Below are 25,436 nucleotides of genomic sequence, written 5' to 3' on the forward strand. Positions count from 1 at the left end.
AATTGACTTTGATCACGGATCTAATAACCACAAAAATTCTATTATCTCTCCCGAAATGAAGATGGTGTGGTGATGTTCAATAACCACCACACAATAATCGAAACTAAAAACACCCTATAAAAAATAAAGGTTTATCGGTCATGACTATTAAAAAACACATGAGCGAAGTTCCTATGATTCAAAGGGTAGCTGCTTATCTTGCAATTCTAGTTGGCTACTTTTTCTATTGTTATAACTTTGTAATTATTGACTACGTACGCCCATACATCGTTGATGCGTATGATGGTATTAACTTGGCGGATACCGCTCAGTTCTATACATGGCAGTCGGTTGGTGCACTTATTGGTGCTCTGAGCTGTGCATGGGTGGCATCAAACTTTGGTAAGAAATCGACTCTTATTGTCATCACTGCACTGAACGGTGGCGCAACCATCATCAACATGATGTTTACTGACTACGCGATGTGGGCAGCAATGCGTTTCATCATCGGTATTTCTTTAGGTGGCTACTTCACCGTAGCAGTAAGCCTGATGATCGGCCTCTTCACACCAAGTGTTCGCGGTAAGTTAACGGCATTCGCTTCTTCTATGTTCTCGGTTGCTCTAATGGCAATGGGCGCATACGCGGCATTCATTTCTAGCATCGATGCACCTTGGCAGAGCCTAATGTGGGTGGGTGGTATTCCTCCTCTAGTTGCTGCAGCACTGATGATCTTCATCCTACCTAGCGACAAGAAAGTGATCGCTTACGGTGAAGAAGATCAAGCCGCAGCTGAAGCATCGAATAAACCAGCGAAGAAAGGTTCTTGGGGTGAAATGCTAAGCGCGCCTTACCGCAAGTTAACCATTACTTGTCTACTACTGGCTGGCCTTAACTTCTATGGCTACCAATTCTTCTCTGGCTTCGTGACAACGTACCTGAAAGAAGTTCGCCAATTTGACGGTTCAACTATCGGCATCATCTTCTCTATCTCAGCATTCGGTTCTCTATTCGGTGCTTGGGTATGGGGTGCAATCGCCGACAAATACGGCCGTAAAGTGAACGCGTTTGGTTTCATCCTTGCGGGTGTCATGGCTTCAGTATTCTTCGTAGCACCAAGCGACGTGATGATCGGCAGCCTAAACATGCTGGCTATCCTAGGTCTTATCTACAACTTCGGTCTGTCTGCTTCTGCGGTATGGGGTGGCTACTTCTCTGAGTTGTTCCCAGCTCACCTACGTAGCTTCGGTGCAGCTCTGTTCCACGGTGGTCGTATCATCGGCATGTGGGCACCAATGGTGTTGGTATTCATCCAAGAGCGCAGCGACCTTGCGACAGCAATGTGGGGCTCGCCAATCGTATGGATTCTAGCTGGTCTACTGTGGCTATCTCTACCAGAAACATTGAAAGGCGGCATTTTCGACAAGAGCAAAAAAGCGGAAACAGCAAAAGCTTAATCCCCTTAAGTTGAAGACTTCTAAAAGTTGAAAACCTCTAGAAGTTGAAGACCTCTAAAGACACGAAATAAACATCAATCCGGCTGAGAAGTCAGCCGGTAACAAAATCCAAATCGAGTCCTGTTCCGAATGTTGGCTCGACAACAAAAAAGAGAATTTACTATGTCTAAATATCAAGAAGCTAAACGCATTGTTCGCGATTACTTTGACGCTATCGAAAACGCAACACACGAGAACGTTGCTGAAGTTTTAAAAGCGCACACGTCTGAAGATTACTTATGGCGCGGTGTTTACCCATTCCGCGAGCAAGAAGGCGCACAAGCAGCGGCTGACGTATTCTGGGCGCCAATGATGAAGTCAATGACTCGCATGCAGCGTCGTCAAGACATCTTCATCGGTGGTAACAACGAAGTTAACCCAGATGAGATTTGGGTAATGAGCATGGGTCACTTCATGGGTCTATTCGACGCTGAATACCTAGGCATGCGCCCTACTGGCAAGATCATGAACGTTCGCTACGCAGAATTTAACTGTGTGGTTGACGGAAAAATCACTAAGACAGGCCTGTTCCTAGACCTTCTAGGCATGATGGATCAAGCGGGTTGCTACCCACTTCCACCATCAACTGGTAAACACTTCGTATACCCTGGCCCACGTAACCACGATGGTCTGCTATTCGAAGATGCAGATCCAGAAGAAGGCGTTGCAACGCTTGCTCTAGTAAACAAAATGGTTGATGACCTGTCTGCTCTTAACGACAGCGGCGCAATGGGTTGCCCACCAGAAGTACTCGCGAAGAGCTGGTCAAAAGACATGATTTGGTACGGCCCATGTGGTATCGGCGCGTCTTACACGATTCCTCGCTACCAACAACAGCACCAACTTCCTTTCCGTAACAACCTGAAAGATAAGAAGTTCAACGGTCACGTTTGTCGTTTCGCTGAAGGTAACTTCTCTTGTTTCTTCGGTTGGCCAAACCTATCAAACACACCAACAGGTGGCTTCCTAGGTATGACTGGCGGCGAAGTGCGTGCAAACATGCAAGTGGTTGACGTTTACTACCGCGACGGTGACAAACTGTCTGAGAACTGGGTTCTTATCGATCTTCCTTACTGGCTACAACAGCAAGGTCTGGACGTGTTCGAACGTACTTCATCTATCATGAATCCAACGCTGTAATCGATACGCTTTAATCCAAAAGATTGAAACGAAATAGTGGCAACCTAAATAGACATCTGATTTAGGTTGCCACGCTTACTGGGGGACCCTTATCGCTCCTAGTAAGTGCTCCAACCAATTCATTATTGCTCCACTAATAACTGAATCTACTAGTGCCTCATGGATGGGGTACACCCTGCCAAACCATTACCAATATAACGGGCTTGAAAGCACGGTGGCTTTCTGCGGCCTGAATAAAGAGAACAACAATGAACAAGTCGATACTTTCTGCAGTGATCCTGACGGCACTTACATCAGGTTCAGCTTTTGCTGCACACACTTTTACCAATGACGCGGGCGATAGCCTTACTTTAGACGGTCGTTTCGACGTTCGTTACCAAGACAAAGGTGGCGATCATAATGGCGAATGGAACAGTGGTAGTTCTCGTTTCGGCCTTAAAGGTCAAATGGGACTAGACAACGATTGGACTGGCTTTGGCCATGCCGAATGGGGTTATAACTCGGGCGCTAACGGCGATAACATTTACGACCGACTTCTATACGCAGGCGTAGAGCACGAGAAATACGGCAAGATCGCAGCAGGTACTAAGCAGTGGTCTACCTTCTACGATGTGGCTTGGTTTACCGATATGGGTCGTGTATTTGGTTCACGTGGTTCTGGTTACTACAACCTATCTGACTGGGGTATTTCATCAGGCACAGGCCGTGCTGAAAACTCGATAACTTACCGCAACAGCATTAACGACAACTGGAAATACGGCTTTACTTACCAAACAACTCGTGAAGATGTCGCTGTATCAACAAGATTCAACCAAACGAATTCAGATACTGTTACGCTGAAAAACGGTATCGGTGCTTCAACGCTGTACACCGTTATGGATGGCCTAACGATTGGCTTAGCGTACCATCAGAATGAGTTTGATGATGTGGATAGCACAGTTCAAAACATCAAAGATGGCGACACACAACGCATAGGTTTATTAGGTGTGAACTACACTAATGATGGACTATTTGTTGGTTTCACTTACAGCCAAGGTTCAAACTGGGAGACCACCAGCCAATCTGAATTTTACGACCACCGTGGTGCTGAATTCTTCACCTACTACCACTTTGAAAATGGTCTACGTCCAACCTTTAACGTTAACTACTTAACGGACACAGACGACAACGCGAATGGCTACGAACGTCAGCTTATTATCCCTGGCCTTGAGTACCACTTTAAGAAGAACAAGTTCTTAGTATGGACGGAGTACCAATTCGACAACGGTAAAGATTCATACAATGGTGTGAAATACGAAAACAACGATGATCAGTTCGCTGCCGGTATTCGTTACTACTTCTAACCATGTAGCGGTATGTAGTTCATTTTTGAGTAAATTCGTAATCTAAAGCTCTGCTTCTAAGCAGAGCTTTTTAGTCACTATTTATTTAAAGCTACATTTTTGTAACGACACAGTTAATGGGTTGTACCCAACATAGAATTCAAAATAACCATTATTCCTTATTTTTCATATCATTCCTTGGCATTACTTTATGAGTACGTACCTAATCATGTTACTCTGTGCGCAGTCAATTTGGTTCAAAAGTATGGTCTATGAACTCTCCAAAACACTCCACGGCGTCAAAGCCAACCGTCACCTCTAAAGATGTCGCTAAGCTTGCTGGCGTTTCTCAATCAACTGTATCTCGCGTATTTGTACCTGGCAGTTCAGTGTCTGAAAAGACCAAACAAAAAGTGTTCGATGCAGCAAAATCGTTGAATTATCGTCCCAATGCCTTTGCCCGCAGTCTGACGACAAATGAATCCAAATTGATTGGCCTAGTTTTTCCTGATGCCGACTACCCTATTCACATGAAAACACTGCAGCTTATCTCTACTGAGCTACAAAAACAGGGGTACTCTGCGGTATTAATTCCTTGGCAAGTTGATGGAAACGATAACCACTCTATCCCTAATATCTTCCAATTCCGAGTTGATGGCGTGATTGCCGCTTCTGCTACCTTTAATAAGTCGCTTTATGAAGAGTGTGAAGAGTTCGACATCCCTATCGTTCAGTTCGCGCGGGTTGTTGAAGGGACTAAGAGTAGCCATGTGGTAAGCGACAACTACGCTGCAGGTCAATTTGCTGCTCAGCACTTTCATAAACTTGGTATCAAGTCAGCCACTTACCTCACAGGTAACGTCCCGACATTTACTAATGGCGAGCGCCAAGTGGGTTTCTGCACAGAATTTGAAGACTTAACTGGCAAACAGGCTCGCGTGATTGAAGCTGACTACGATTACCTTGATTCACTCGAGATCATCAGAGCCATGTTCAAAGAAGCTTCTCATCCTGAAGCCATATTTTGTGCGACGGACAATCTCGCTATGGCAGTGATGGACGTGGCTCGTTTAGAGTTCGGGCTCCGTATCCCAGAAGATCTACAAGTGATTGGGTTTGATGACATCCCACAAACTCAGTGGCTGAACTACCAATTGACCACTTTCAAGCAGGATTTCCGACGCCTTGCACGTGAGTCCGTGAAAATTGTCGTTAGCCAGATTCAAGAACAAGACACCAGCTTAGTGAAATTAATGGTGCCAGTTCAATTTGTAGAACGTAACACTACGTTAAAAGCAAAATAGCGTTTTCTTCAGCCTTTGTTTGCATGATTAAAACAGGCTTTTAAACAACCAAAATACAAAAATCCCGTTGGCGACGATTAGAGTCTCCAACGGGATTTTGTATTTCTACTCAGCCTTTTCTGCCCCAACTACTTGAGACAAGTGCGTATTAATTACCCACACCACCTGTTTTCTCAGCTGGTAAATCTGGTGTCACTGGGGGCCACTCTTGGAAGGTCGCTAGATGTTGTTGTACAGCAGCTTGAGCAGGACCAAATGCCCACATTTTCTGCCCCATCCATTTCAAGTACATGCCCGACTCTTCTGCCGCTCGCTCGTATGGGTCACGACGTAAGTTAAAGAGTAACGGTGCGTTTAACTCCTCTTTCGGACCACTCCAGCCATGGTTTTGGACCACAAAGTGCGCCTTCCAATCACCAATACGAACCGCTTGTAGCTTGTCTCGTTCGTAGTAGTAGATCTCTTTACGATTAGACTCGCCTTTCTCTGCCAGCATATCCACTTGGTTGTAACCATCAAGGTGCGCTTTAAAGCCATCGTGACCTTTCAGCATTTTCTCTTTTAGATCCGTTGGACCACCAGCCGCAGCAACCAGAGTGGGTAACCAGTCCATACCATCAAAGATGCCATTGCCTACAGTACCTGCAGGTATTTTACCCGGCCAGCTAACCAGTGCAGGAGCGCGAACGCCACCTTCCCAAGTTGTGCCTTTTTCGCCATGGAATGGTGTCATACCACCATCTGGCCACGTCATGATCTCAGGACCATTATCCGCAGTGAAAATGATGATGGTGTTATCGGCAATACCGAGTTCTTCCATTTTCGCCATCATCTCACCAACATGGTCATCAAGATCTTTCATGACCACTTCTTGAAGTCCCCAACCGTTTTGGCCAAGCATGGCTTCGTATTCAGGTGACAGGTGCGTCCAAACGTGACCACGTGATGGACAGTACCAAGTGAAGAATGGCTTATCCGCTTCAACCGCCCTTTCGATGAAGTTGATCGCGTGTTTATTCACTTCATCATCGAGTGTACGCATACGCTCAATCGACAATGCACCATCATCTTCGATCGTTTGACCACCTTTGCCATCTGATCTTGCGTAAATGACATTACGAGGTGCAAAAGCATCCAAAGATCCATCTTTTGGCCAATCTGGATCTTCTGTGTATTCCATTGCATTCAAGTGATACAACCAACCCCAATACTCATCAAAACCGTGCATTGTCGGTAGGAATTCATCTCGATCACCAAGATGGTTTTTACCAAACTGACCCGTAACATAACCCATGGTTTTAAGAATCTCAGGAAGCGTTGGCGTGTCGGCACTTAAACCAACTGGGCCACCTGGCAATCCGACTGAGTGCATGCCTGTTCGAACAGGGAGTTGACCCGTTAAGAATGCAGAACGACCCGCCGTACAAGAGGGTTGAGCGTAATAATCGGTCAGTAGCATGCCCTTTTCAGCAATACTATCGATGTTTGGTGTTTCACTACTCATCACACCATTGTGATAAGCACTCAGGTTTGATATCCCAATATCATCCGTGAAGATAACAAAAATATTCGGTTGCTCTTGGGCTGACCATGCTGATAGCGAAAAGCTGCTCAACACACTCAGAACAACAAGGTGGAAAATCCTTTTCATAGAATGTCCTTATACTGTTTCAGATTGCTCTTTGTTAACCATTTTTATTCCTACCAAACCAAAGCCAAGCTCCAATAGTAGATAGACGACAAGTAGCCAGTGAGGCATGCCATCTATCAACAAGCTAATGACTCGGCCAGCAGCCAAACCCAACATGAAGACCACCAAACTGTAGAGTGCTGGCAGTCGGTATTTCTTTAGTAGCGCCCCTGCTATCCAAAACAGAGCCAACGCTAGGTACAACCCCATTACGGCACGAAAAATATGAGTGACATTGATAGGGCTAGCATCAATTCCGAAAAGATAATCAAGGGAGACAACGGGGGCATAACCGTACGACAACGCAATCGGTGTTAAACCCAAAACAGCAACGAACAAAAAAATGCTTTGTGGCTTCATATCCTTACTCTTTTAATTTGGCTCTTTTCAAAAAACATAGTCTACAATCAGCAATATACAAGTTGCATATGTGAAAAATGGATAGTTAAAACACACATTCACATTCGTGCTATTTCACATCGAAGATAAGGATATCAATATGGCTAAATGGCGTTACCTACTCGCATCAGCATTAGCTGCAAGTTCAACCGTAAATGCTCAGGAAGCAAGCGCACAAGCGGATACAAAAAAGTGGCAACATAGCTTCGAAATTTACGCGCTCGCACTCAACATCCGTGGAGACAGCACCATTAGTGATTTGTCTGCTGATATCGATGTTGATCCTGCATTCATCATGGATCATCTTGATATGACCGCAATGGTGCGCTTAGAGGGTATCTATGACAATCAATGGGGCTATTACATTGACTACAGCTTCATGAAGTTAAGCGGAAAAACAAACTCAGTGTTAGGTAGCAACCTAGAGGTATTGAGGGGCAACCTTGATATCCGACAAGGTGTTTTAGATGTGAAGGGGTTTAAGCGCTACCAGTACGATTTTGGCACGATTGATTATCTGTTTGGGCTTCGTTGGTGGGATAACGACATCGATGCCAAGCTTTACGGTTCAGGTGGCAATTTAAGTGCAGACCGATCACTCGATGAAGATTGGGTTGATTACCAAATAGGTGTGAGATGGATAACGCAGCTCAATAAGGATTGGAAGTTTCACGCAACTATTGACGCAGGGCTTGGCAGTGACACCAACTTTACCTCATCTCTGTTAACTGGCGTGCGATACCAGATAAACAGTTGGTCTGACTTAAATGTTGCCTACAAATCGACCTGGGTTGATTACGAAAACAAGGGGACCTTTGAATACGATACCGCATCGCAAGGGTTCCTGATTGGTTGGGCTGCTCACTTTTAATCCAATTATCGTAACGTATTAGAACCTAGGCCAACCCAACATTGGTCATTTGGATTTAATTTCTATTAAAACGTAAGCCTTAATTGATCCGTACCTCTGGTGATGACCTCCGTCGCCAGAGGTTTTTCTTCGTGAAACATACACCGCCCTCCCTCAAGGAAAGCCCATAAAATCATAGACTAACACCTGTACATCGTTCATTTAATCTATCTAAAAAATTGTAATTTTAGGTCATGGAAATACAGGTTTATATCTTGAGATATTTAATCTTCATTTAATCCTACCCGCCCCATTCGAACAGTGTTTTTTATTTTTAAAATATCGCTAGAATCCTCTCCCGAAATTTACAAACCAGAGTGGAAACAATGAAAAAATTAATCTTAGCGGCTCTTACGATTGCCTCAGTTACCGGCATCGCATCAACTTCAGCTTTTGCATCAAATGAAATGTATGCACTAGGCGGTTTCGGGATGGATGATGGCGATGTCGGTGGCCAATTCACATTTGGTAGCCAAATCATGCAAAGCAAGTGGTATGTTGAATCAACGTTGCTTGTTATTAGCACTGATGAAAAGGATCTTCAAACAAAGCAAGAGTTCGATTCTTTAATGCTTTCATTAACACCTATGTATAAGCACAGCTTCAGCGAAAACTTCGCTGTTTATGGTAAGGCGGGCGCTTTTTACGCACACTCAGATACCAAACTGGTTTTCCTATCTAGCGATAATAATGAAGTCCACAAAGGGTCCCATGGTGATTTTGGCTTAACTTACGGTATCGGCGCAGAATACAAGTCACTAAAACCAGTTTTCGGCCACTCCAAGTTTGTGACTCGAGCTGGATTTGATTGGTATGAGTTCGGAGGAAGTACTGGTTGGTATACCGCTGAGTCAGTACTAAGTATCCAAGCAGGCTTTACCTTTTAATTGAGTAGAAAAAATGAGTAAGCCTCTTGTTAGACGAGGCTTACTTCGTTACACATTTTGGTTCAGACTACGCACTCTTTCTTCATGATAGTTAAGCCAGCTTCGAGAGTTTCTGTCCAAGCTTGTTCAACGCTTTCATCATAGTGAGGATCGTATTTTTTAACCGTATTGAGTAACGAATTAAACCACTCGTTGAGCTCAATCTCGGAAATATCCAGTCCTAAGTCTTTATGCCTTTTACCCAATTTCTTTACTGAGTTACGCACGCTCGGCAGACCAGCAGAATTATAGATAAGAATGATCGAGGCTTTAAGCATCTTGGTTTGCTGCTCTAACCCTATCTTTTCAAAACGTTCTGAAAACCTTGGATTATGCTCGCAAAAATCCGCCAGAAAGCTCTCCAAAAATTCTTGGTCAATCCGGCAGCGCTCAAAGCTTTCATAAAACAGTTCGTTCGGTTTCATCTAGCAAGTCCTTTGCAATAGTCAGCAGGTTTTTAAAATAACAGGTTAGTTCAGAGCAGCGATAAACTAACTCCGAACTATCAATACACTCTAATTATACGCCACTGTGGCATATTTTGAACGATGACATAAGGCGAACTGTGGCATAACGTAAACTATGGCATAAAGTGAGTTGCACAGATCTTGTTTCCATCAGGATCTCGCAAATAAGCCATGTACAAGCGACGATCGTCAGAACCTCTCGCTCCGGGTCCGTTTTCAATGCTGGTACCGCCATTTTCGACGCCAACTCGATGCCAGTCATCTACAACTTCAGGAGAAGACGCAAGAAAACCCACCGTCATGCCGTTGCCGTGAGTCGCAGGCTGACCATCAATCGGCTTCGTTAAGCCCAACACACCCGTTTGGCTAACGTAAACACAGCGCCCTTTAGGGTCAACAGAACCTTCGCTATAACCAAGCACTTTCATGATTGGGTCATAAAAAGCCTTCGCGCGTTCAATATCTTCGGTACCGAGAAAAACATGGCTGAACATAACTAACCTCTTCTTTTATTGAAAGAACCACCTAAACTAGACCTATAATTCGTGTTTGTCTAGGCACGCTATTCGGTCACAACTGTTGCTTAACCCATTGAGCAAACACCTGAAACTTAGTTCGCTGCTCCATGCCTTTCGGGCACACTAAATCATACCCTTTGCCCGATTCAACGCTCATAAGAGGTGCGACCAACAAGCCTTGTTCAATCTGCGGAGTCATAAACTCTAACCGCCCTAATGCGAGCCCCATCGATAATATCGCCGCATCCATCGCCAAGCGGTTATCGCTGTAATAGTCACACTGAAGCGCGCAGTTGGTATCACTTTGAGCTTCATACAACCAACGCTGCCACGCAGTAATATCGCCACTGTGAATGAAACGAACATCGTCTAAGTGTTGAATGCCTTGGTCTAGTTCGAAGCGTTTCGCGTATTCAGGGCTACACACAGGAGTTCTTACTCCACTGAATAATCGCTCACTGTAATGGTTTGGGTAATGGCCTTCGCTATAGAAAATTGCCACGTCATAGGGTTCAAACTGGAAGTCTGACTGGCTCTGTTTGGTTTGCAGTTTGATGCTTAGATTCGGATACAAGCGTCTGAATTCTGGCAAGCGCGGCATTAACCATGATGAAGCAAAATAAGGCGATGTCGCGATGTACAGCTCCCCACTTAGCTCACCCGTTTGAATATCCATGAGTTCGGAAAAGATAGACTCAAACGAGACGTTCAACATGGATAACACGCGCTGACCTTCTGGCGTCAGTTCGAGCTTTCTTGTCTTGCGCACAAACAAGTTGAACTTCAATTGTTGTTCGAGTTTTTTGATGCGATGGCTGACCCCTCCCTGCGTTAAGAAGAGCTCATCGGCGGCAAGCGTAAAGCTTAAATGTTTAGCCGCAACACTAAAGGTGTGCAGCAGTGACAGCGTTTGTTGGCGATTTTCGAACAGCCCCATGCATTAACCTCACTAATTCATAAGTCGTCATAACTGGTTTGTCGGTATATGTAACCATCATATAAATTAAACCAAGTAATCTACAATATTAAATGGTGAACAGCATGCAACAGGATCAAAAACTCAAAGTAACCGTGATTGGTGGCGGCTCAAGTTACACCCCAGAGCTCGTTGAAGGACTGCTCAAGCGCCATCACGAATTACCTATCTCTGATCTGTGGTTAGTCGATATCGAACAAGGCATGGAAAAAGCAGAGATAATCGCGGCGCTCACCAAGCGAATGATAAACAAAGCAGGCTGTGAGATTAATGTTCACCTCACCACAGATCGAAAATCAGCTCTGAAAGATGCAGATTTTGTCTGCTCACAATTTCGCGCCGGAAGAATGGAAGCAAGATTACGTGACGAAAGGATTGCTCTGAAGTATCGCATGATCGGACAAGAGACCAATGGCTTGGGTGGCTTCTCTAATGCGTGCCGAACCATTCCGATTGCTCTCGAGATAGCGAAAGAGATGGAAGAACGGTGTCCAAATGCGTGGTTACTCAACTTCACCAACCCATCAGGCATGGTAACGGAAGCACTGATTAAGCACTCAACCATTAAAACCGTTGGTCTATGTAACGTTCCCGTCAACATGGAGCTAGGCGCGGCGAAAATGCTCGGCGCAGAACGTAAAGATATCACGATGCAAATTGCCGGATTAAATCACCTAGTGTGGGCTCGTAAGGTGCTTCATAAAGGTGAAGACAAGTTGGGAGAACTCATCGAACAACTCCTTGGTGGTAACGATCAAATGATGCCAAAGAACATCCCTCCTTTTGAGTGGGACTCTGAATTGATTCGTTCTCTGAACATCGTTCCTTGTGCTTACCTACGTTACTACTACCAATCCAGAGACATCTTAGACAAAGAGTTTACTGCGTCTGAAAACAGCACCAATCGCGCAGATTTAGTTGCCAAGGTTGAACAGCAGTTGTTAGAAATCTACAAAGATCCCATGCTCGATACCAAGCCTAAATTGTTAGAAGAACGAGGCGGTGCTTACTACTCTGAAGCGGCCTGTGAGCTGATGAGCAGTATTCACAATAACAAACGTTCTATCATGCACGTCAACACTCGCAACAATGGTGCGATTCAAGGATTACCCGATGACTGTGCTGTAGAAGTAAGTTCGGTAATCACCAGCAGTGCGATCCTACCACTGAACGTTGAACCTTTTGATAGCGACACGCTGCGCTTAATTCAACAGATGAAAGAGTTTGAAACCTTGACCGTTAAAGCGGCGATGACGGGTGACATCGCAACAGCAAAACGTGCCCTGATCTTAAACCCTATCGTCGATAGTGGTTCGCACATCGACGAGGCTTTACAAGAAACCATTCGCGAGAACTTAGACTTCATGCCTGCGTTCGCTCATCGACTCGCTTAATGTGGCATTTTGTTAGCAGCTAATAAGCTCGGTGATAACAGCTAATAAGCTCAGTGACAGCAGAGCTCATTCAAGATATTGAATCCAAATCTTTTAATAAGAGGTCATGATGAAATTGATACTCAACGCCGATGATTTCGGCCTCACTGAAAGCGTGAACCATGGCATCGTCGACTGCTTTAAGGCGGGTTTGGTTAAGTCGACCACCATCATGATGAATCAACCGGGTACACAAAACGCGATTGAGCTCTATCATCAAGGTTTAGTCCCTGAAGTTGGTTTGCACTTTACAGTCACCGCATGCAAACCACTGACGTCACCAGAGTTAGTGCCAAGCTTAGTCGACGAACACGGCCACTTCTTTAGCAACGTGACTCTGTTCGATAAATCAGATGTGAATGAAGATGAGGTGATGCTCGAACTCAACGCGCAATATCAAGCCGCCCTCGATGCCGGTTTAAAGATTAACCATATCGACAGCCATCACTTTGGTGGTGTATTTAAATCTTTAAAAGCAGCGTTTACCCGCAAAGTGAATCGCATTGGTCTGCCAGTTAGACGAATCGATAACATCTTAAGTGGCCAAGATGCACTGCGAGTGCCAACGCCAGATGCTTTCGACATGCGTTTCTTTGACGAAGGCGTATCACTGAATGGCCTGCAAGATTTATTACTGAGCTACCAAACTATGATGCCTGACGGTGTGCTTGAGTTAATGTGCCACCCTTCATCAGTAGCAAGTGAACAGCTTAAGTCCCTATCAAGCTACAGTGATAAACGCGTCGAAGAGCATCAACTGCTCACTAGCCCAGCGCTAAAACAGTGGTTGGCTGACCATCAGATTGAGTGCATTGGATTCGACGATCTCAGATAGGGAGCCTTAAGTCAGGGCTACTCAACGATCCGTTGTGGGCCCTGCCCTTGGTCATGCAGAATATCTTCAGGGTTCAACAAGTGGCACTTCTGCATACTCAAACACCCGCAACCGATACAGCCGGTTAAGTTCTCTTGTAGCGATTTAATCTGCGCCATTTTACTGTCGAGTTGCCCCTGCCACTTCTTAGCAACGCGCTCCCAATCTCGCTTAGTCGCGGTATGGTTCATCGGCAGTGTCGATAATTCTTCGGTGATCTCTTCCAGCGTGAAGCCTATCGACTGCGCGACTTGTATCAAAGCAATTCGTCTCAACATCGCCGACTGATATCGACGCTGATTTCCGTTAGTACGAATTGAAGCAATCAACCCCTTGGTTTCATAAAAGCGTAAGGCCGAAGGAGCCACGCCACTGCGCTCTGCCAACTGGCCTATGGTGAGGTATACGATGTTTCTCATTGTTACACTATCCTTGAGATCATAAAATATTTAAAGCTTACTTTAACTTTAGAATAGCGACCTATTGTTACCTTAACCAGTTAATGTCCTTAAACTTTGACAACGGGCGCAATGAAAAGAAACCACGCAAATGGCTGCTTTGTTTTATTGTCGTGTTCTCGCTCTCTAAATCTGACTCATGATAGATTTCAGGCTCTCGGCGATTTCGGCGTTGATGATCTCACCCGTTTCTACATTAAAGTTGTCGTAGAAACTTGGCACCGACATCGAGCCCTTCACATCAGCATCAAAGTAAGGTGCAGAATGTACCGCAGACGACAACACAGAGCTTGCGCCGCCTGGGCCTGGTGATGTAGAGAGCATAACAACAGGTTTGCCTTGGTACACTTTCATGTCGATTCGTGATGTCCAATCAAACACATTCTTAAAGGCTGCGGTGTATGAGCCGTTGTACTCTGCAAAAGAGATGACCACAGCATCAGCTTCGCCAATCTTGCTAAAAAAGCGCTGCGCGTGTTGATGAACGCCAGACTCTTTTTCTCTGTCTTCACTGTAAATAGGCATCTCGAAATCATTAAGATCGAGCACCTCTACTTGCGCGCCCTCGGCTAAGCTTGCGGTGTACGCTGCCAATTGTTGGTTAATCGATGCTTTACTGTTGGTTGCGCCAATTGCTAATACTTTCATTGTTGATCCTTGTTCATTTTTCTCACCTTTTTGCACTCATGACTTCAATTACGGAGCTCAAAGTTCATAACTGAAGATTCGTAACGTCTGTTTGATAACATCAAAACCTGCACTAGGCGACAAGGTGATAGATTGTGTTTTAGATTGGGGATGATGATAAAACCTCAAGTTAACTTGAGGTAAAGCGATATTTTCAAAGAATAGGAAATAGTTTAAAAATAAAGGTAAAACAGTGAATTACCTCAGAAAAAACATGAACTTGTATTGCATAGACAAAAAGAAGCACACCCAAAATGCAGTGGGTGTGCTTTATTGAGGTGTTATTTACTTAGATTGATTTAATGGACTGACACCCGAATAGGCAACACCCGATAGCTCGGCCATTTCGCGATTCCATGTTGCCAAATCGTGAGGATTAAACTGATTCAAATGGTCGTGACCACATGCTCTCGCCATCACTTGCATCAATTCAGTCGAGGCTTCGAAGAAGTTCTTCAATTGGTTCGAGGCCTTTTCGACATTTAAGCGTTGGCGTAAATCGGCTTTTTGAGTCGCGATGCCCGCCGGGCAATTATTGGTGTTACACATTCGGGCGGCAACACACCCTATCGACTGCATGGCACTGTTCGAGATAGCGACACCATCTGCACCAAGCGCCATCGCTTTTACAAAGTCCATTGGAACACGAAGCCCACCAGTAATGATTAAGGTGACTCTGTCACTTACGCCTTGTTTATCTAGATAGGCTCTGGCACGAGCAAGCGCTGGAATGGTCGGCACACTAATATGGTCACGGAACATTTCTGGCGCCGCCCCAGTACCACCGCCTCGACCATCCAAGATGATGTAATCGGCACTGGCATCAAGTGCGAACTGAATATCCTCTTCAATATGATTGGCACTCAACTTGAAGCCTATTGGGATCCCGCCCGTCACTTCTCGAACTCGGTCGGCAAAATTTTTGAAATCCTCGACGGTTTTTAGATCAACAAAGGTGGGTGGAGAAATCGCGGCTGTACCTGCTTCAATGCCACGCACCTCAGCTATCTTACCAATGTTCTTCGCACCCGGTAGGTGACCGCCAGTTCCGGTTTTAGCACCCTGCCCGCCTTTAAAATGGAAGGCTTGGACATTTTTGAGCTTAGATTCATCGTAACCAAATTGTGCGCTGGCTAGTTCGTAAAAGTAACGTGAGTTTGCCGCTTGCTCTTCGGGCAACATGCCGCCCTCACCCGAGCAGATCCCCGTTCCCGCCAACTCCGCGCCTGTCGCTAAAGAAATTTTCGCTTCTTCAGATAACGAACCAAAACTCATATCAGACACAAATAAAGAGATGTTCAATTTAAGCGGCTTTTTCGCTTTTGGCCCAATAATAAGCTCAGTACCGACTGGCACATGTTCCAACAGAGGTTTGGTCGCCATTTGAGCAACCATCACTTGAATATCATCCCAGTGAGGTAATAGATATCTTGGAACACCCATTGAAGTCATTGGCCCATGGTGACCCACTTTGGATAAGCCATCTCGTGCTAATTGATGAATGAATTCGACCGTGGGCTCTTCTTTGGTTGCAGAAGCCGCAGGTGAGAGATCGGGTGTTGCCGCTTGGATGTGAACATCGGGGCCTTCTTGGCCCACTTGCTCAGCCGTAAACTGTTTATGGGTGCCATCACAGAAAGGGAGATTGTTCGAATACTTACAGCGGCACAGGTAAGCGTCGCCGGTTTCTTCGGCCACGAAACTCTTCGGTTTGAAGCCCGTTCCTGCATGAGAACCATCACAAAACGGTTGGTTTTTCGATTTCCCACAGGTACAGAAGTAATACTCCTCCCCTTCTGTTAGCTCGACCTTAACGGGTTTGTTATCCGCTATTACTGGATTCTTCATAGTTCGCTCACCTTTTCTTTCTTATGATTTGATGACTGAAGCGATGACTTGCTCACAAGAGTAAAGTAAAGGTGAGATACGCGGCTAATTCAATAAATGAGCCAGAGAAAACAAGCTGGATAGACAGCCTAAAAACAGAAATCTTGCTGATTCAACACAAACAAAAATGGCCACCAAATCGGCAGCCATTGTGTTTTAAATCTGAGTCTAAGCTAAACGTGAAAGGTTAATCGAATAACTCGATGACCAGCTTGTTGTCTTTAATCACTAGATTAGGTTCCGATGACTTGATCAATGACTCTTGAACCTTGTTGCTGTCCAGTTTGTAAACCGGTGACTGGGACAAAGCAAAGCCAATCATAGAAACGGCAGGCTTAAGTAGTTTGGCGACCTCAGGCGAAAGCTGTTTATCTTTTTCTTCAAAGCGCTCTAAACGCAGTGATTTCAAATAAATCTCGCCACTTTCTTTGTCATATTCAGGAATCGCACTGAACTCGATATCAAGATCCAACCTCATATTCGGCACGTTAAACACCTGAACTTGTGCATTGGTATTCGCCAGAACAGACACGCGTTCGGCATCAGCTCGGCCAATTTGCACCGCTAAGTCATCGACAGCGACTTGCGCATACATAACGTTTTGTACACCCACTTCTTGCTCTAACATCACCGAATCTTGAAGGTAGTTCGTCATTTCTTGTTCAGTAACGCTGTAGCTCACACAACCACTTAGCATTAGGGCTATGAAGGCTAGAATGAAACGGCTCATTGATTTCGTTGTCATTGGGGATCGACTCTTAATATGTAATTGCATGGAACGGATTTTACCTCGAGATGGTACTGTAAAATAGTCGTCACTATTACAGTGTCGGATAACTGAGTAAAATGATCCACCTAATCGGTGATTGCGTATAGTTGGGAATTGGTAAAAATAGTAAGGGAAGCAATGACTTCATTAACGATATTCTACGATGGGACATGTCCATTGTGCGCAAAGGAGATGGCGGCACTTGCCAAGCATGATGTCGAGAATAAGATTCAAACCATCGATATCTACAGTGAAGATTTTTCAGACTACCCTCAGATTGATGCGGACGCAGCCAACACTATTTTGCATGCACTGGATGAGAATGGAAAACTGCTGCTAGGTTTAGACGTGACCTACCAAGCGTGGCGCTTAGTAGGAAAAGGTTGGCTATACGCCCCTTTACGTTGGGCGATATTCAAGCCAGTGGCCGACTGGTGTTATCTTCGGTTTGCCAAGAACCGATACAAAGTCTCTTTCTGGCTAACTGGAAAGTCACGCTGCGATGGTAACAGCTGCACAAAATAGTACTTGGTTAAGACATACCACTTGCGACTTTGTAATACACCACACCAAACAGCGCAGCAAAAACTAAAACGGTAACCGCGACTTTTAACCAAATAAACTTCATGTTTTTTCCTTTAAATTCTGTTTACTGTTTCGCGAGCAACGTTACCACAACAAAACATTCGGTTGGGTAATGATTTATAGAACTTTGTAGTGAGTCTTGATAACTAAGTGAGAACCTTTATGTCGGCAAAAGAAAGAAATCTACCTACCCATCGTATTTCAAGATTCAGTAAGTTCGCCTCGCTGGCAACAAGGGTCGCGGGTAATGTGCTGACGGAAGGCACCAAGCAAATAGCACAAGGCAACAGGCCCAAAGCAAAAGACTTACTGCTAACGCCACAAAACATTGCTCGTCTAACCGATCAACTCGCACACCTGCGCGGTGCAGCAATGAAACTGGGGCAGATGCTGTCAATGGATGCGGGTGATATTCTTGAACCCGAGTTAGCCAACATTCTTGCTCGCCTACGTTCAGACGCTGACCCACTGCCAGCCAAACAGCTCAGCCAAGTGTTAGAAAATTCACTCGGAATGAACTGGAAGGCGGAGTTTATCTCCTTCAACTTTAAGCCCATAGCCAGTGCGTCCATCGGTCAGGTTCACCAAGCGTATAGCAACTCTGGAGACAAACTTGCCATAAAAGTCCAATACCCAGGCATTCGAAAAAGCATCGACAGTGATGTAGACAACGTAGGCACATTGCTGAACATCGTTGGTTTGATTCCCAAGTCTGTCGATTACAAAGGCTTATTAGAAGAGGCAAAAAAACAACTACATGATGAAGCCGACTATGCTCGCGAGGCTGACTATGCGACTCGTTATCACAATGCATTAAAAGAACACTCTCACTTCGTTGTACCTAAAATTCACCCTCAAATGTCTTCAGAATCAGTGCTCGCAATGGACTTCATTGAAGGCGTCTCGATAGAGCAAATAGAAGGTTACGATCAAAGCACCCGTGATTTTGTGATGCACAGCTTGCTTGAGCTTCTGTTCAGAGAGTTATTCGACTTCAAGATGGTGCAAACCGATCCTAACTTCGCCAATTACTTGTATGTAGAACAAACACGACAGATTGGCTTATTGGATTTCGGAGCCACCCGTGAATACAGCGACCGTTTCAGTGATGGTTATCGCATGGCTTTCACTTCTGTAGTTACTCATGATGAGCAGGGGTTAAACAAAGCCCTAGAGCAAATTGGATTTTTTAGCGAGACAATCCTCCCAAACCAACGCCAAGCGATTCTCAACTTAGTGAAAATGGCCTGTGAACCCATGCTTGTCGATGAAGGTTACGACTTCAAAGCCAGTGGTTTGGCCCAAAGGCTTCGTGAAGCAGGAACCATACTCAGCATGGAGCAAGAGTATTGGCACACGCCACCAGCAGACGCTCTATTCCTCCACCGAAAGATTGGAGGCATGTACCTGCTGGCATCTCGCCTTGGAGCCAAGGTGAATATCAGGCGCTTGGTGGCGCCCTATTTGCTAAGCGACAGCTGATACTTAACTGATAGCTGATATTGAAGCAATTCTGGTCTTTAAAGTGATCATTTTAAGTCGTTGAACAGTAATAACAGTTACGCCAACTAAAATGAGTCAGACTTATGAAACATTCGATGCTGTGCTCCACCGCCCTAATCGCGAGCCTAACGAGTTCATTCGCTTTTTCAGCTAGCTGCCCTGAGATACTTAACGGTAAACAAAGGTTGTTAAATTCAAACGAAGAGATTGAGCTGTGTGAAGAGTTTCAAGGTAAAACTTTATTGATCGTGAACACGGCAAGTCAGTGCGGTTTCACCCCACAGTTCGAGCAACTTGAGCAGCTTCACCAAACGTATAAAGACGAAGGATTCACGGTTGTTGGTTTCCCAAGTAATGATTTTCGCCAAGACAGAGGAAGCGAGGAGCAGTCCGCTAAAATCTGCTACCTAGATTATGGCGTCACCTTTCCGATGATGGCGCGCGCTTCACTCTCTGGGCCAAACGCAAATCCAGTCTTTGCCGAAATCCAACAACAAGCTGGTATCAAACCGAAATGGAATTTCTACAAGTTCTTGGTCAGCAAAGAAGGCAAAGTGATAGCAACCTTCCCGAGTTCTACATCGCCAACCAGTAGTACCCTCAAAAATGCTATTGAGCAGCAGTTATGAGGTCAGATTACTTGGAGACAACTCAAACACGCGACACCATGGCCAAGCTGGGTTATATGGGTTTAATCCCCTTTTTGTTCGGCCTACTGTTATCACTCACCGACAGCCAATTCTTTAGCTTGAGCGGCGAAACATTCTTCATCACCTACAGCGTGGTTATCTTGAGCTTTTTGTCGGGTATCTTGTGGGGTAATGGGATAGAGAACTTCGAAAGCCAATCCAGCAACAAGGCTCTGATTCTAAGCAATATTATTGTGTTGGCAGCGTGGCTAGCGGTGCTACTCGGTGAGCAGCAAGAGTTCCTCACCACTCTGATTCTGATCTTAGGCTACATTGCGGTTTGGCGAGCGGAAAGGTCCATGAGAGAAGAGAATCAAAGTGAAGGCCCCGATGGCTATTTTGATATGCGAACCCGACTGACCTCTAGCGTGGTGTTGATGCACGGTATCGTGATGTTGACCTAAGCGCGTGATGCCTGCATCTAAATAGGCACAATGAAACGGGAACTAGACGATGAGCTGCATGACCAAACGAGGCTCATCGTCTCCGAAATAATTACTCTCTTCTTTGATGGTCAAGAAACCCATCGACAAGTACAGCTCACAAGCCGAGCTGTTATTTGGATCAACAGTAAGCAACAGCTTAGAATCTTGTGGCAATGTTTCTATGGCCTGCTGCATCAATGAACGGCCAATCCCCATGCCTCGGTAAGCAGTATCAACAGCCAGTGACAAAACCCAATACTCTTGTTGTTTGTCGGTTGGTGTCATCAAAGCATAGCCCGCAACCTGCGAATCCTGTTTCGCCACCAACAAGCCCTTCCCCCAGCAATCAAATGCCTGACGAAAGAAAAACAGCGGATAGGCGTGATTGCCAAACAAAGCATGTTCAAGCTGGTAGATATCAGCCAGTTCTTGTTTTTCCGCACAGACAATATTCATACATCGACCTTAAATAGATTAACTACAACCGCGATTCGGCTACAACTGACCTTCAAATGAAGCCAGCCAAGTTGGCAATTGCTCTCTAAACCAATTGATGTACTTGGAAGCTTGTGGGTTGTTACGCGTGACTAATATATTCGTCACTTCCACTACGATCCAGCTTTTAGCGATGATCAATTGCTTTATTAATTCTTCACGCGGAATCAAGGTGTTATGGCAAAGATACTGTTCAACAATCAGCTCATAATCTTTCAGAGTACCCATTTGAGAAACGAGTGGCGCCAAGTCTATCGCGGGACTACCAAAGCCAAACCTCTCCCAATCAAATAACACGAGCTGACCGTTATCTCTTCTTCCCCAATTTCCTTCATTGGAGTCACCCGAAATTAACGTGTCATGATTAAAAAGAGCATCACTCTGCGATTGAATATATTTAAGACTGTCTTGCGTAACTTGAGGCAACTGTAGGGAAGATAAAGCCGATGTGGTGTCATCTAAACTCCATTGATGGCGCTTAACTTCAAATGTTGGTCGATATTGAGAACGATGAATACTCGCGAGCTGCTGAAATACGTCACTTGTTGTTTGTAGCTCGGTAAGGCAAACCGAATTAGGAATGTATTCGAGATAAAGCTCACAGCCATCGACCGCAAGAAGTTGAGGCGTATTCACTCCATCAAGATGCTGCGCTACGTGTTGGTAAAAAGCGACTTCAACCTCGCCAGCCCCTTGTTTATGAATACAAGGAGCGCCATTACGTTCAGTTAATGAAACCTGCGCAGCGCCCATTTGTGAAAGGTCTTGATTACTCGTCACATTCCTTCTATCCGTGTAAACAGCAGAACGAACCCTACTGACGGCTCACTAACAAATTCGCACCAGATAAGGCAAGAAACACAGAACATGCTTTATTGAAGCGCTTGGCCATTTGAGGTTTTGAAAACCAATTTCGTAGATATAAGCCAAAGGCGGCATAGATAGAAATCGCGAGCATTTCTAACACTAAGAATGTGCTTCCGAGGATGAAGAATTGCGTGTTTACATTAGCGGTGACATCAACGAATTGAGGAAGGAATGCCGTGAAGATAAGTATCGCTTTTGGATTGCCCGCCGCGAGTGCGAACTCTTGTTTAACCAGACCAAACCAATTCTTATTTCGTTCGATATCCGCGACCGGGCTAGCTTGTGAGCGCCATAGGTTGAACGCGATCCATAACAGGTACATCGCGCCAAATAGCTTGATAAGGAAAAACAACGTTTCAGAGGTGTAAAGCACAACCGCTAAGCCAGATGCAGCCAAAGCAATCATGCCAGAAAAAGCGAGGGTTCTTCCTAGTCCGGCGACAAAGGCGGCCTGAAATCCGTAACAACGGGCGTTGTTCATTGATAACAAATTGTTTGGGCCCGGAGTCATGTTGAGCGCAAAACAAGCGGGGATGAATAGCATTAACTTCCAGATTTCCATTTTTCGTCCTTGTTAAAAACTTCGTAAATATTTAATCAATGAACGAATGCAGAAAGCTCTGTATTTACCGCTTCACATGCCGCCATTTTAATTAATCATTACTCGACAATATAATGCTCTTCGTCTGGTTCAATCAAATTCTCTGCAATACCAATTTCGCCCGCGATGAAAATCGCACTCGCTATCGTTTCTAATGTTTTATTCGGCTCTCTATCCGGTACCTCGCCCAATTCAGGAACTGGCTGCGATCGCGTGATTGAATTACAAACGACACTTTCACAAACGATATTGTGTTGTTCCTGCTGAGAAACTTCTGGCGGCTTGAAATCTGGTGAATTGAAGTCGGGAGCACTCATACCCTCGCTTGAAAAATTAGAGGCGCTGTATGAGGCAGCTGAAAACAGAGAAAGGAGCAGCATCCACTTATTCATATATCTTTCCATCGTTAGCATTCGTTATATTTATAAATACTATCTAATTAAAATAATTATGAACAGTGTTTTATTATCAATAATTCATATATTTCTAAACGCTTATCAGGATACCCCGCACTCTAGATGAAGTGAGTTCAACTTACATGTGACTGCTTACCTAGCGTAAACTTATCGAGCAGCGCCTGCGGAACAGGAATAACAGAGTATCGAACAAAGACGACTAACGTCACTATTGCCACAAAACTGCCTAAAACAAAGTCATGAACATCAATCAACACCCAACCAAGAAGCCTGTCACTGGTAATCGCAAGTATGGCGATACTCAACGCTGCCATCCATTTACGGTGATCATAAGGTAAATATTCCATTTTTTGGCTCACGATATAGAGCAGTGACAGCCTCACGGCATAAGTACCACAAAGCACCACCACCACGGCCCACACGCCATAAATCGGTGTCACAACAAGATAGCCAATGGTTGCTAAGATCGCACAACCACCCTGTATCCACATTTGCGACTGACTTGAGTCACCGCTAAAACAACCGAGGTTAAGGTAATCCCCTGCATTCTTAATCACGCCGATGGCCAAGAGTGCCACGACGATGGTACCCGCATATTGATAACTGCTGGGCAAAATCAAAGTAATAAAACCGGGTACAGTGAGGATCATCAAACAACCCAACACAATGGCCAGATTAACGCCGACTAGCGCTCTGTCCGCACACTCTTTCTTACCATCAGGTTGTTGCAGCATGGCCACCCGATTTGGAAACCACCACAAAGCATAAGGCTGTAGTAGTAAGCCAAGCAGCAACGCAAACTTACCACTGACCGCGTAAATCGCCAGTCCTTCAACGCCTACAAAGCTCGCCATCACCCAGCGGTCTAGCCCTGTGATCATATACATCGAAGCTCCACCGACTAACGTGGGCAATCCAAATTTTAGGATCTTAGCGGAGTATTTGAGGCTGCCAAATGAGCCCATCTCCTGCCATTGATAACGCAGTAAACACAGCATCAATAACACACTCGAAACAGCGGCAGATATTAGTACACCATCAATGCCATAACCCGCTTCAAGCAATGCAAACGTCATAGCAGCTTGCACACTCGCCTTCATTGCATTGAGCATGCAAAAGCGCTTAGCCATCGCATTCATTCGCATCAATGTTAACGGGATAGAAATCGCACCATCTAACATGGTCGGTATTAGCAAAAGTAGGATTTGATAAGGTTGGAACTCGACGGGAAGAATCAGTAACAACGGCATACTAAGAGCAATTAAAGCCCCTCCTAGCACACAGACCAAGACACTCAACGTGAAACAGTTCGAGACAAGCTTTCTCTTTTCTTCACCCTCAGCGACGCCCACATACCGGTACATTGCCTCAACAATCCCAAAGCTAAATAAGATCGTCCCGATGTCAGCCAACAAGACGATGGCTTCTAAAGAACCGTATTCAGCCAACGTCATCTTATGGGTGATATAGGGGATCATCACGAGCGAGATCCCTTTCATCATCACGATGCCGATGGCGTAATAGGCCGACTGTTTTAATGAACCCATAGAAGTCACCTATTCCTTACAATGCAGGCATTAGGAAACTTTTACAGTCCCCAAGAAGATGTCGTAAGGCTCTTTTTTGAGGAGCCAACGCTAACGAGCGGATGCTATAAGACATGGCCCGTCGGTTCTGTTGTAAGCCTCTGTAATAGTCGGCGTAACCTTCTAGTATTCTTGCCTTTGCAATTTTGAAACTGGACGTCCGTAAGTTCCATCTCAGACTGTCATCTTGGTAACGTTGAAGAATGGTTTCGATAGACTGCAAATTTCTCAATTTAAGACTTTCAGTTTGGGTAACGGAACTCGCTCTCATCAAGTAACCAACCTGCACGGAGTTCAACACACCGATCTGATGGCTTTCACTCATTCGAAGCCACAGTTCCCAATCTTCCCCATACTTAATGTTAGCATTGAAACTGTCTGTTTGAGAGAACACATCCGCTTTCACCATGACGGTTGAGGTACCAATAACGTTATTTTCGATAATGAACCCTAGCGGGCTCTCAATATTAATGAACAACTCGTCTTGGTCTTGAAACTGCGACCAGTAACTAAAACAGTCGACTATCACTTGGTAGTCTTCAGTGAGGTGCTCGTAGTTAGTAAAGCTCATCGCAAGATCTGGGTAGCGCTGATGGAACTCGAGTTGTCGTTCGATTTTTTCTGGAAACCAAAAGTCGTCAGCGTCTAAAAAAGCAATGTATTCACCGGTCGCCTTTTCAATCCCTAGGTTTCTCGCTTGAGGCGCGCCAACACCCAAAGTGGATAATTTAATGATGCGTTCATCATGGATTGACGCGAGATAAGTCGACGTTCCATCGTTGCTGTTGTCGTCAATAATGATCAACTCCACGTCTTGATGTGTCTGCTTCAGTACGCTGCCAATTGCCTTCGGCAGGTAATCCAAACAGTTGTAGGTCGGGATAACAACACTTACTTTAGCCATAATGACGCCCCAGAATTATACGTTATATGGCTGACGTTGCAGGTTCTATGCCGAGAGTGTATTGCTATGAAATCACTTTTAGATCAGTCGCCTACGCAGACACTCTCAAAATGACGAACAGGGTGATCAG

General features: G+C 45.1%; 27 protein-coding genes. 12 read left to right on the forward strand and 15 right to left on the reverse strand.

Translation table 11 applies throughout. The annotated features are described in order from the left end of the window. Positions 1–140 precede the first annotated feature (140 nt). From ACED53_RS00865 to ACED53_RS00880, 4 genes are all read left to right on the forward strand, one after another. Positions 141–1,436 (forward strand): MFS transporter, encoded by a 1,296-nt coding sequence (locus ACED53_RS00865; RefSeq protein WP_017100285.1) that lies wholly within the window; start codon positions 141–143, stop codon positions 1,434–1,436. A gap of 162 nt (positions 1,437–1,598) precedes the next feature. Beyond that, complete coding sequence (locus tag ACED53_RS00870) at positions 1,599–2,615, forward strand: nuclear transport factor 2 family protein (protein ID WP_017100286.1); 1,017 nt, start codon at positions 1,599–1,601, stop codon at positions 2,613–2,615. 248 nt (positions 2,616–2,863) lie between these two features. Next, positions 2,864–3,958 (forward strand): porin, encoded by a 1,095-nt coding sequence (locus ACED53_RS00875; protein ID WP_004736373.1) that lies wholly within the window; start codon positions 2,864–2,866, stop codon positions 3,956–3,958. Between the two features lie 251 nt (positions 3,959–4,209). Beyond that, positions 4,210–5,241: a LacI family DNA-binding transcriptional regulator gene (locus tag ACED53_RS00880; RefSeq protein ID WP_017100287.1), complete on the forward strand. Its 1,032-nt coding sequence runs from the start codon at positions 4,210–4,212 to the stop codon at positions 5,239–5,241. A gap of 148 nt (positions 5,242–5,389) precedes the next feature. Here ACED53_RS00880 and ACED53_RS00885 read toward each other — a convergent pair whose 3' ends face one another. Then, positions 5,390–6,892, reverse strand: coding sequence for an arylsulfatase (locus ACED53_RS00885; protein ID WP_017101003.1), 1,503 nt, complete (start codon positions 6,890–6,892; stop codon positions 5,390–5,392). A 9-nt stretch (positions 6,893–6,901) separates the two neighbouring features. After that, positions 6,902–7,291, reverse strand: coding sequence for a DUF4345 domain-containing protein (locus ACED53_RS00890; RefSeq protein WP_017101002.1), 390 nt, complete (start codon positions 7,289–7,291; stop codon positions 6,902–6,904). Between the two features lie 139 nt (positions 7,292–7,430). Between ACED53_RS00890 and ACED53_RS00895 the strand changes: the two genes are divergently transcribed. Both ACED53_RS00895 and ACED53_RS00900 read left to right on the forward strand, forming a co-directional pair. Continuing rightward, the gene (locus tag ACED53_RS00895) at positions 7,431–8,201 is read left to right on the forward strand and encodes a DUF481 domain-containing protein (RefSeq protein ID WP_017101001.1); all 771 of its coding nucleotides are present in this window, start codon (positions 7,431–7,433) and stop codon (positions 8,199–8,201) included. 365 nt (positions 8,202–8,566) lie between these two features. Then, the gene (locus tag ACED53_RS00900; protein ID WP_004736379.1) at positions 8,567–9,127 is read left to right on the forward strand and encodes an outer membrane protein; all 561 of its coding nucleotides are present in this window, start codon (positions 8,567–8,569) and stop codon (positions 9,125–9,127) included. 62 nt (positions 9,128–9,189) lie between these two features. Here the strand turns inward: ACED53_RS00900 and ACED53_RS00905 are convergent, their stop codons facing one another. The 3 genes from ACED53_RS00905 to ACED53_RS00915 all read right to left on the reverse strand — a co-directional run bounded on the left by ACED53_RS00905 (position 9,190) and on the right by ACED53_RS00915 (position 11,088). Further along, the gene (locus tag ACED53_RS00905) at positions 9,190–9,591 is read right to left on the reverse strand and encodes a globin (RefSeq protein ID WP_029222247.1); all 402 of its coding nucleotides are present in this window, start codon (positions 9,589–9,591) and stop codon (positions 9,190–9,192) included. Positions 9,592–9,746: 155 nt separating this feature from the next. Beyond that, positions 9,747–10,127, reverse strand: a complete 381-nt coding sequence (locus tag ACED53_RS00910) for a VOC family protein (protein ID WP_017101000.1) — start codon at positions 10,125–10,127, stop codon at positions 9,747–9,749. Positions 10,128–10,203: 76 nt separating this feature from the next. Next, positions 10,204–11,088, reverse strand: a complete 885-nt coding sequence (locus tag ACED53_RS00915; RefSeq protein WP_017100999.1) for a LysR substrate-binding domain-containing protein — start codon at positions 11,086–11,088, stop codon at positions 10,204–10,206. 104 nt (positions 11,089–11,192) lie between these two features. Between ACED53_RS00915 and ACED53_RS00920 the strand changes: the two genes are divergently transcribed. After that, entirely contained in the window at positions 11,193–12,521 is a 1,329-nt protein-coding gene (locus ACED53_RS00920; protein ID WP_017100998.1) for a 6-phospho-beta-glucosidase, read from the forward strand. A gap of 109 nt (positions 12,522–12,630) precedes the next feature. Next, positions 12,631–13,395 carry a carbohydrate deacetylase gene (locus ACED53_RS00925; protein WP_017100997.1) on the forward strand — a complete coding sequence of 255 codons (765 nt, stop codon included), beginning with the start codon at positions 12,631–12,633 and terminating at the stop codon, positions 13,393–13,395. 17 nt (positions 13,396–13,412) lie between these two features. On the opposite strand, the gene soxR is transcribed toward ACED53_RS00925, so the two are convergent. The 4 genes from soxR to ACED53_RS00945 all read right to left on the reverse strand — a co-directional run bounded on the left by soxR (position 13,413) and on the right by ACED53_RS00945 (position 17,211). Beyond that, the gene (gene soxR / locus ACED53_RS00930; protein ID WP_017100996.1) at positions 13,413–13,853 is read right to left on the reverse strand and encodes a redox-sensitive transcriptional activator SoxR; all 441 of its coding nucleotides are present in this window, start codon (positions 13,851–13,853) and stop codon (positions 13,413–13,415) included. Positions 13,854–14,018: 165 nt separating this feature from the next. Continuing rightward, positions 14,019–14,540: an NADPH-dependent FMN reductase gene (locus ACED53_RS00935; protein ID WP_029225495.1), complete on the reverse strand. Its 522-nt coding sequence runs from the start codon at positions 14,538–14,540 to the stop codon at positions 14,019–14,021. Positions 14,541–14,864: 324 nt separating this feature from the next. Next, entirely contained in the window at positions 14,865–16,427 is a 1,563-nt protein-coding gene (locus ACED53_RS00940; protein ID WP_017100994.1) for a glutamate synthase-related protein, read from the reverse strand. Positions 16,428–16,653: 226 nt separating this feature from the next. Further along, positions 16,654–17,211, reverse strand: a complete 558-nt coding sequence (locus ACED53_RS00945) for a DUF1439 domain-containing protein (RefSeq protein ID WP_017078873.1) — start codon at positions 17,209–17,211, stop codon at positions 16,654–16,656. Positions 17,212–17,373: 162 nt separating this feature from the next. Here ACED53_RS00945 and ACED53_RS00950 point away from each other — a divergent pair, with 162 nt between their 5' ends. From ACED53_RS00950 to ACED53_RS00965, 4 genes are all read left to right on the forward strand, one after another. Continuing rightward, on the forward strand, positions 17,374–17,760 hold the full coding sequence (locus ACED53_RS00950) for a thiol-disulfide oxidoreductase DCC family protein (protein ID WP_017100993.1): 387 nt from the start codon (positions 17,374–17,376) through the stop codon (positions 17,758–17,760). Positions 17,761–17,982: 222 nt separating this feature from the next. Continuing rightward, positions 17,983–19,302, forward strand: a complete 1,320-nt coding sequence (locus ACED53_RS00955) for an AarF/ABC1/UbiB kinase family protein (RefSeq protein WP_017100992.1) — start codon at positions 17,983–17,985, stop codon at positions 19,300–19,302. 104 nt (positions 19,303–19,406) lie between these two features. Beyond that, positions 19,407–19,952, forward strand: coding sequence for a glutathione peroxidase (locus ACED53_RS00960; RefSeq protein ID WP_017100991.1), 546 nt, complete (start codon positions 19,407–19,409; stop codon positions 19,950–19,952). Beyond that, positions 19,949–20,416, forward strand: a complete 468-nt coding sequence (locus ACED53_RS00965; protein WP_017100990.1) for a DUF3429 domain-containing protein — start codon at positions 19,949–19,951, stop codon at positions 20,414–20,416. Before ACED53_RS00960 ends, ACED53_RS00965 begins: the two co-directional genes overlap by 4 nt. Positions 20,417–20,458: 42 nt before the next feature. Here ACED53_RS00965 and ACED53_RS00970 read toward each other — a convergent pair whose 3' ends face one another. The 6 genes from ACED53_RS00970 to ACED53_RS00995 form a co-directional block, all read right to left on the reverse strand. Next, positions 20,459–20,893 carry an N-acetyltransferase gene (locus ACED53_RS00970; protein WP_017100989.1) on the reverse strand — a complete coding sequence of 145 codons (435 nt, stop codon included), beginning with the start codon at positions 20,891–20,893 and terminating at the stop codon, positions 20,459–20,461. A 39-nt stretch (positions 20,894–20,932) separates the two neighbouring features. Next, positions 20,933–21,685, reverse strand: a complete 753-nt coding sequence (locus tag ACED53_RS00975; RefSeq protein WP_017100988.1) for a phosphotransferase family protein — start codon at positions 21,683–21,685, stop codon at positions 20,933–20,935. A 61-nt stretch (positions 21,686–21,746) separates the two neighbouring features. Then, positions 21,747–22,361, reverse strand: a complete 615-nt coding sequence (locus ACED53_RS00980) for a LysE family translocator (RefSeq protein ID WP_017100987.1) — start codon at positions 22,359–22,361, stop codon at positions 21,747–21,749. Positions 22,362–22,459: 98 nt separating this feature from the next. Then, entirely contained in the window at positions 22,460–22,813 is a 354-nt protein-coding gene (locus ACED53_RS00985) for a hypothetical protein (protein WP_017100986.1), read from the reverse strand. A 116-nt stretch (positions 22,814–22,929) separates the two neighbouring features. Further along, entirely contained in the window at positions 22,930–24,363 is a 1,434-nt protein-coding gene (locus ACED53_RS00990) for a lipopolysaccharide biosynthesis protein (RefSeq protein ID WP_102579819.1), read from the reverse strand. A 16-nt stretch (positions 24,364–24,379) separates the two neighbouring features. After that, positions 24,380–25,306: a glycosyltransferase gene (locus tag ACED53_RS00995; protein ID WP_017100984.1), complete on the reverse strand. Its 927-nt coding sequence runs from the start codon at positions 25,304–25,306 to the stop codon at positions 24,380–24,382. Positions 25,307–25,436: the final 130 nt, after the last annotated feature.

This window comes from Vibrio sp. 1F169, assembly GCF_041439605.1.
Classification (GTDB): domain Bacteria; phylum Pseudomonadota; class Gammaproteobacteria; order Enterobacterales; family Vibrionaceae; genus Vibrio; species Vibrio tasmaniensis_A.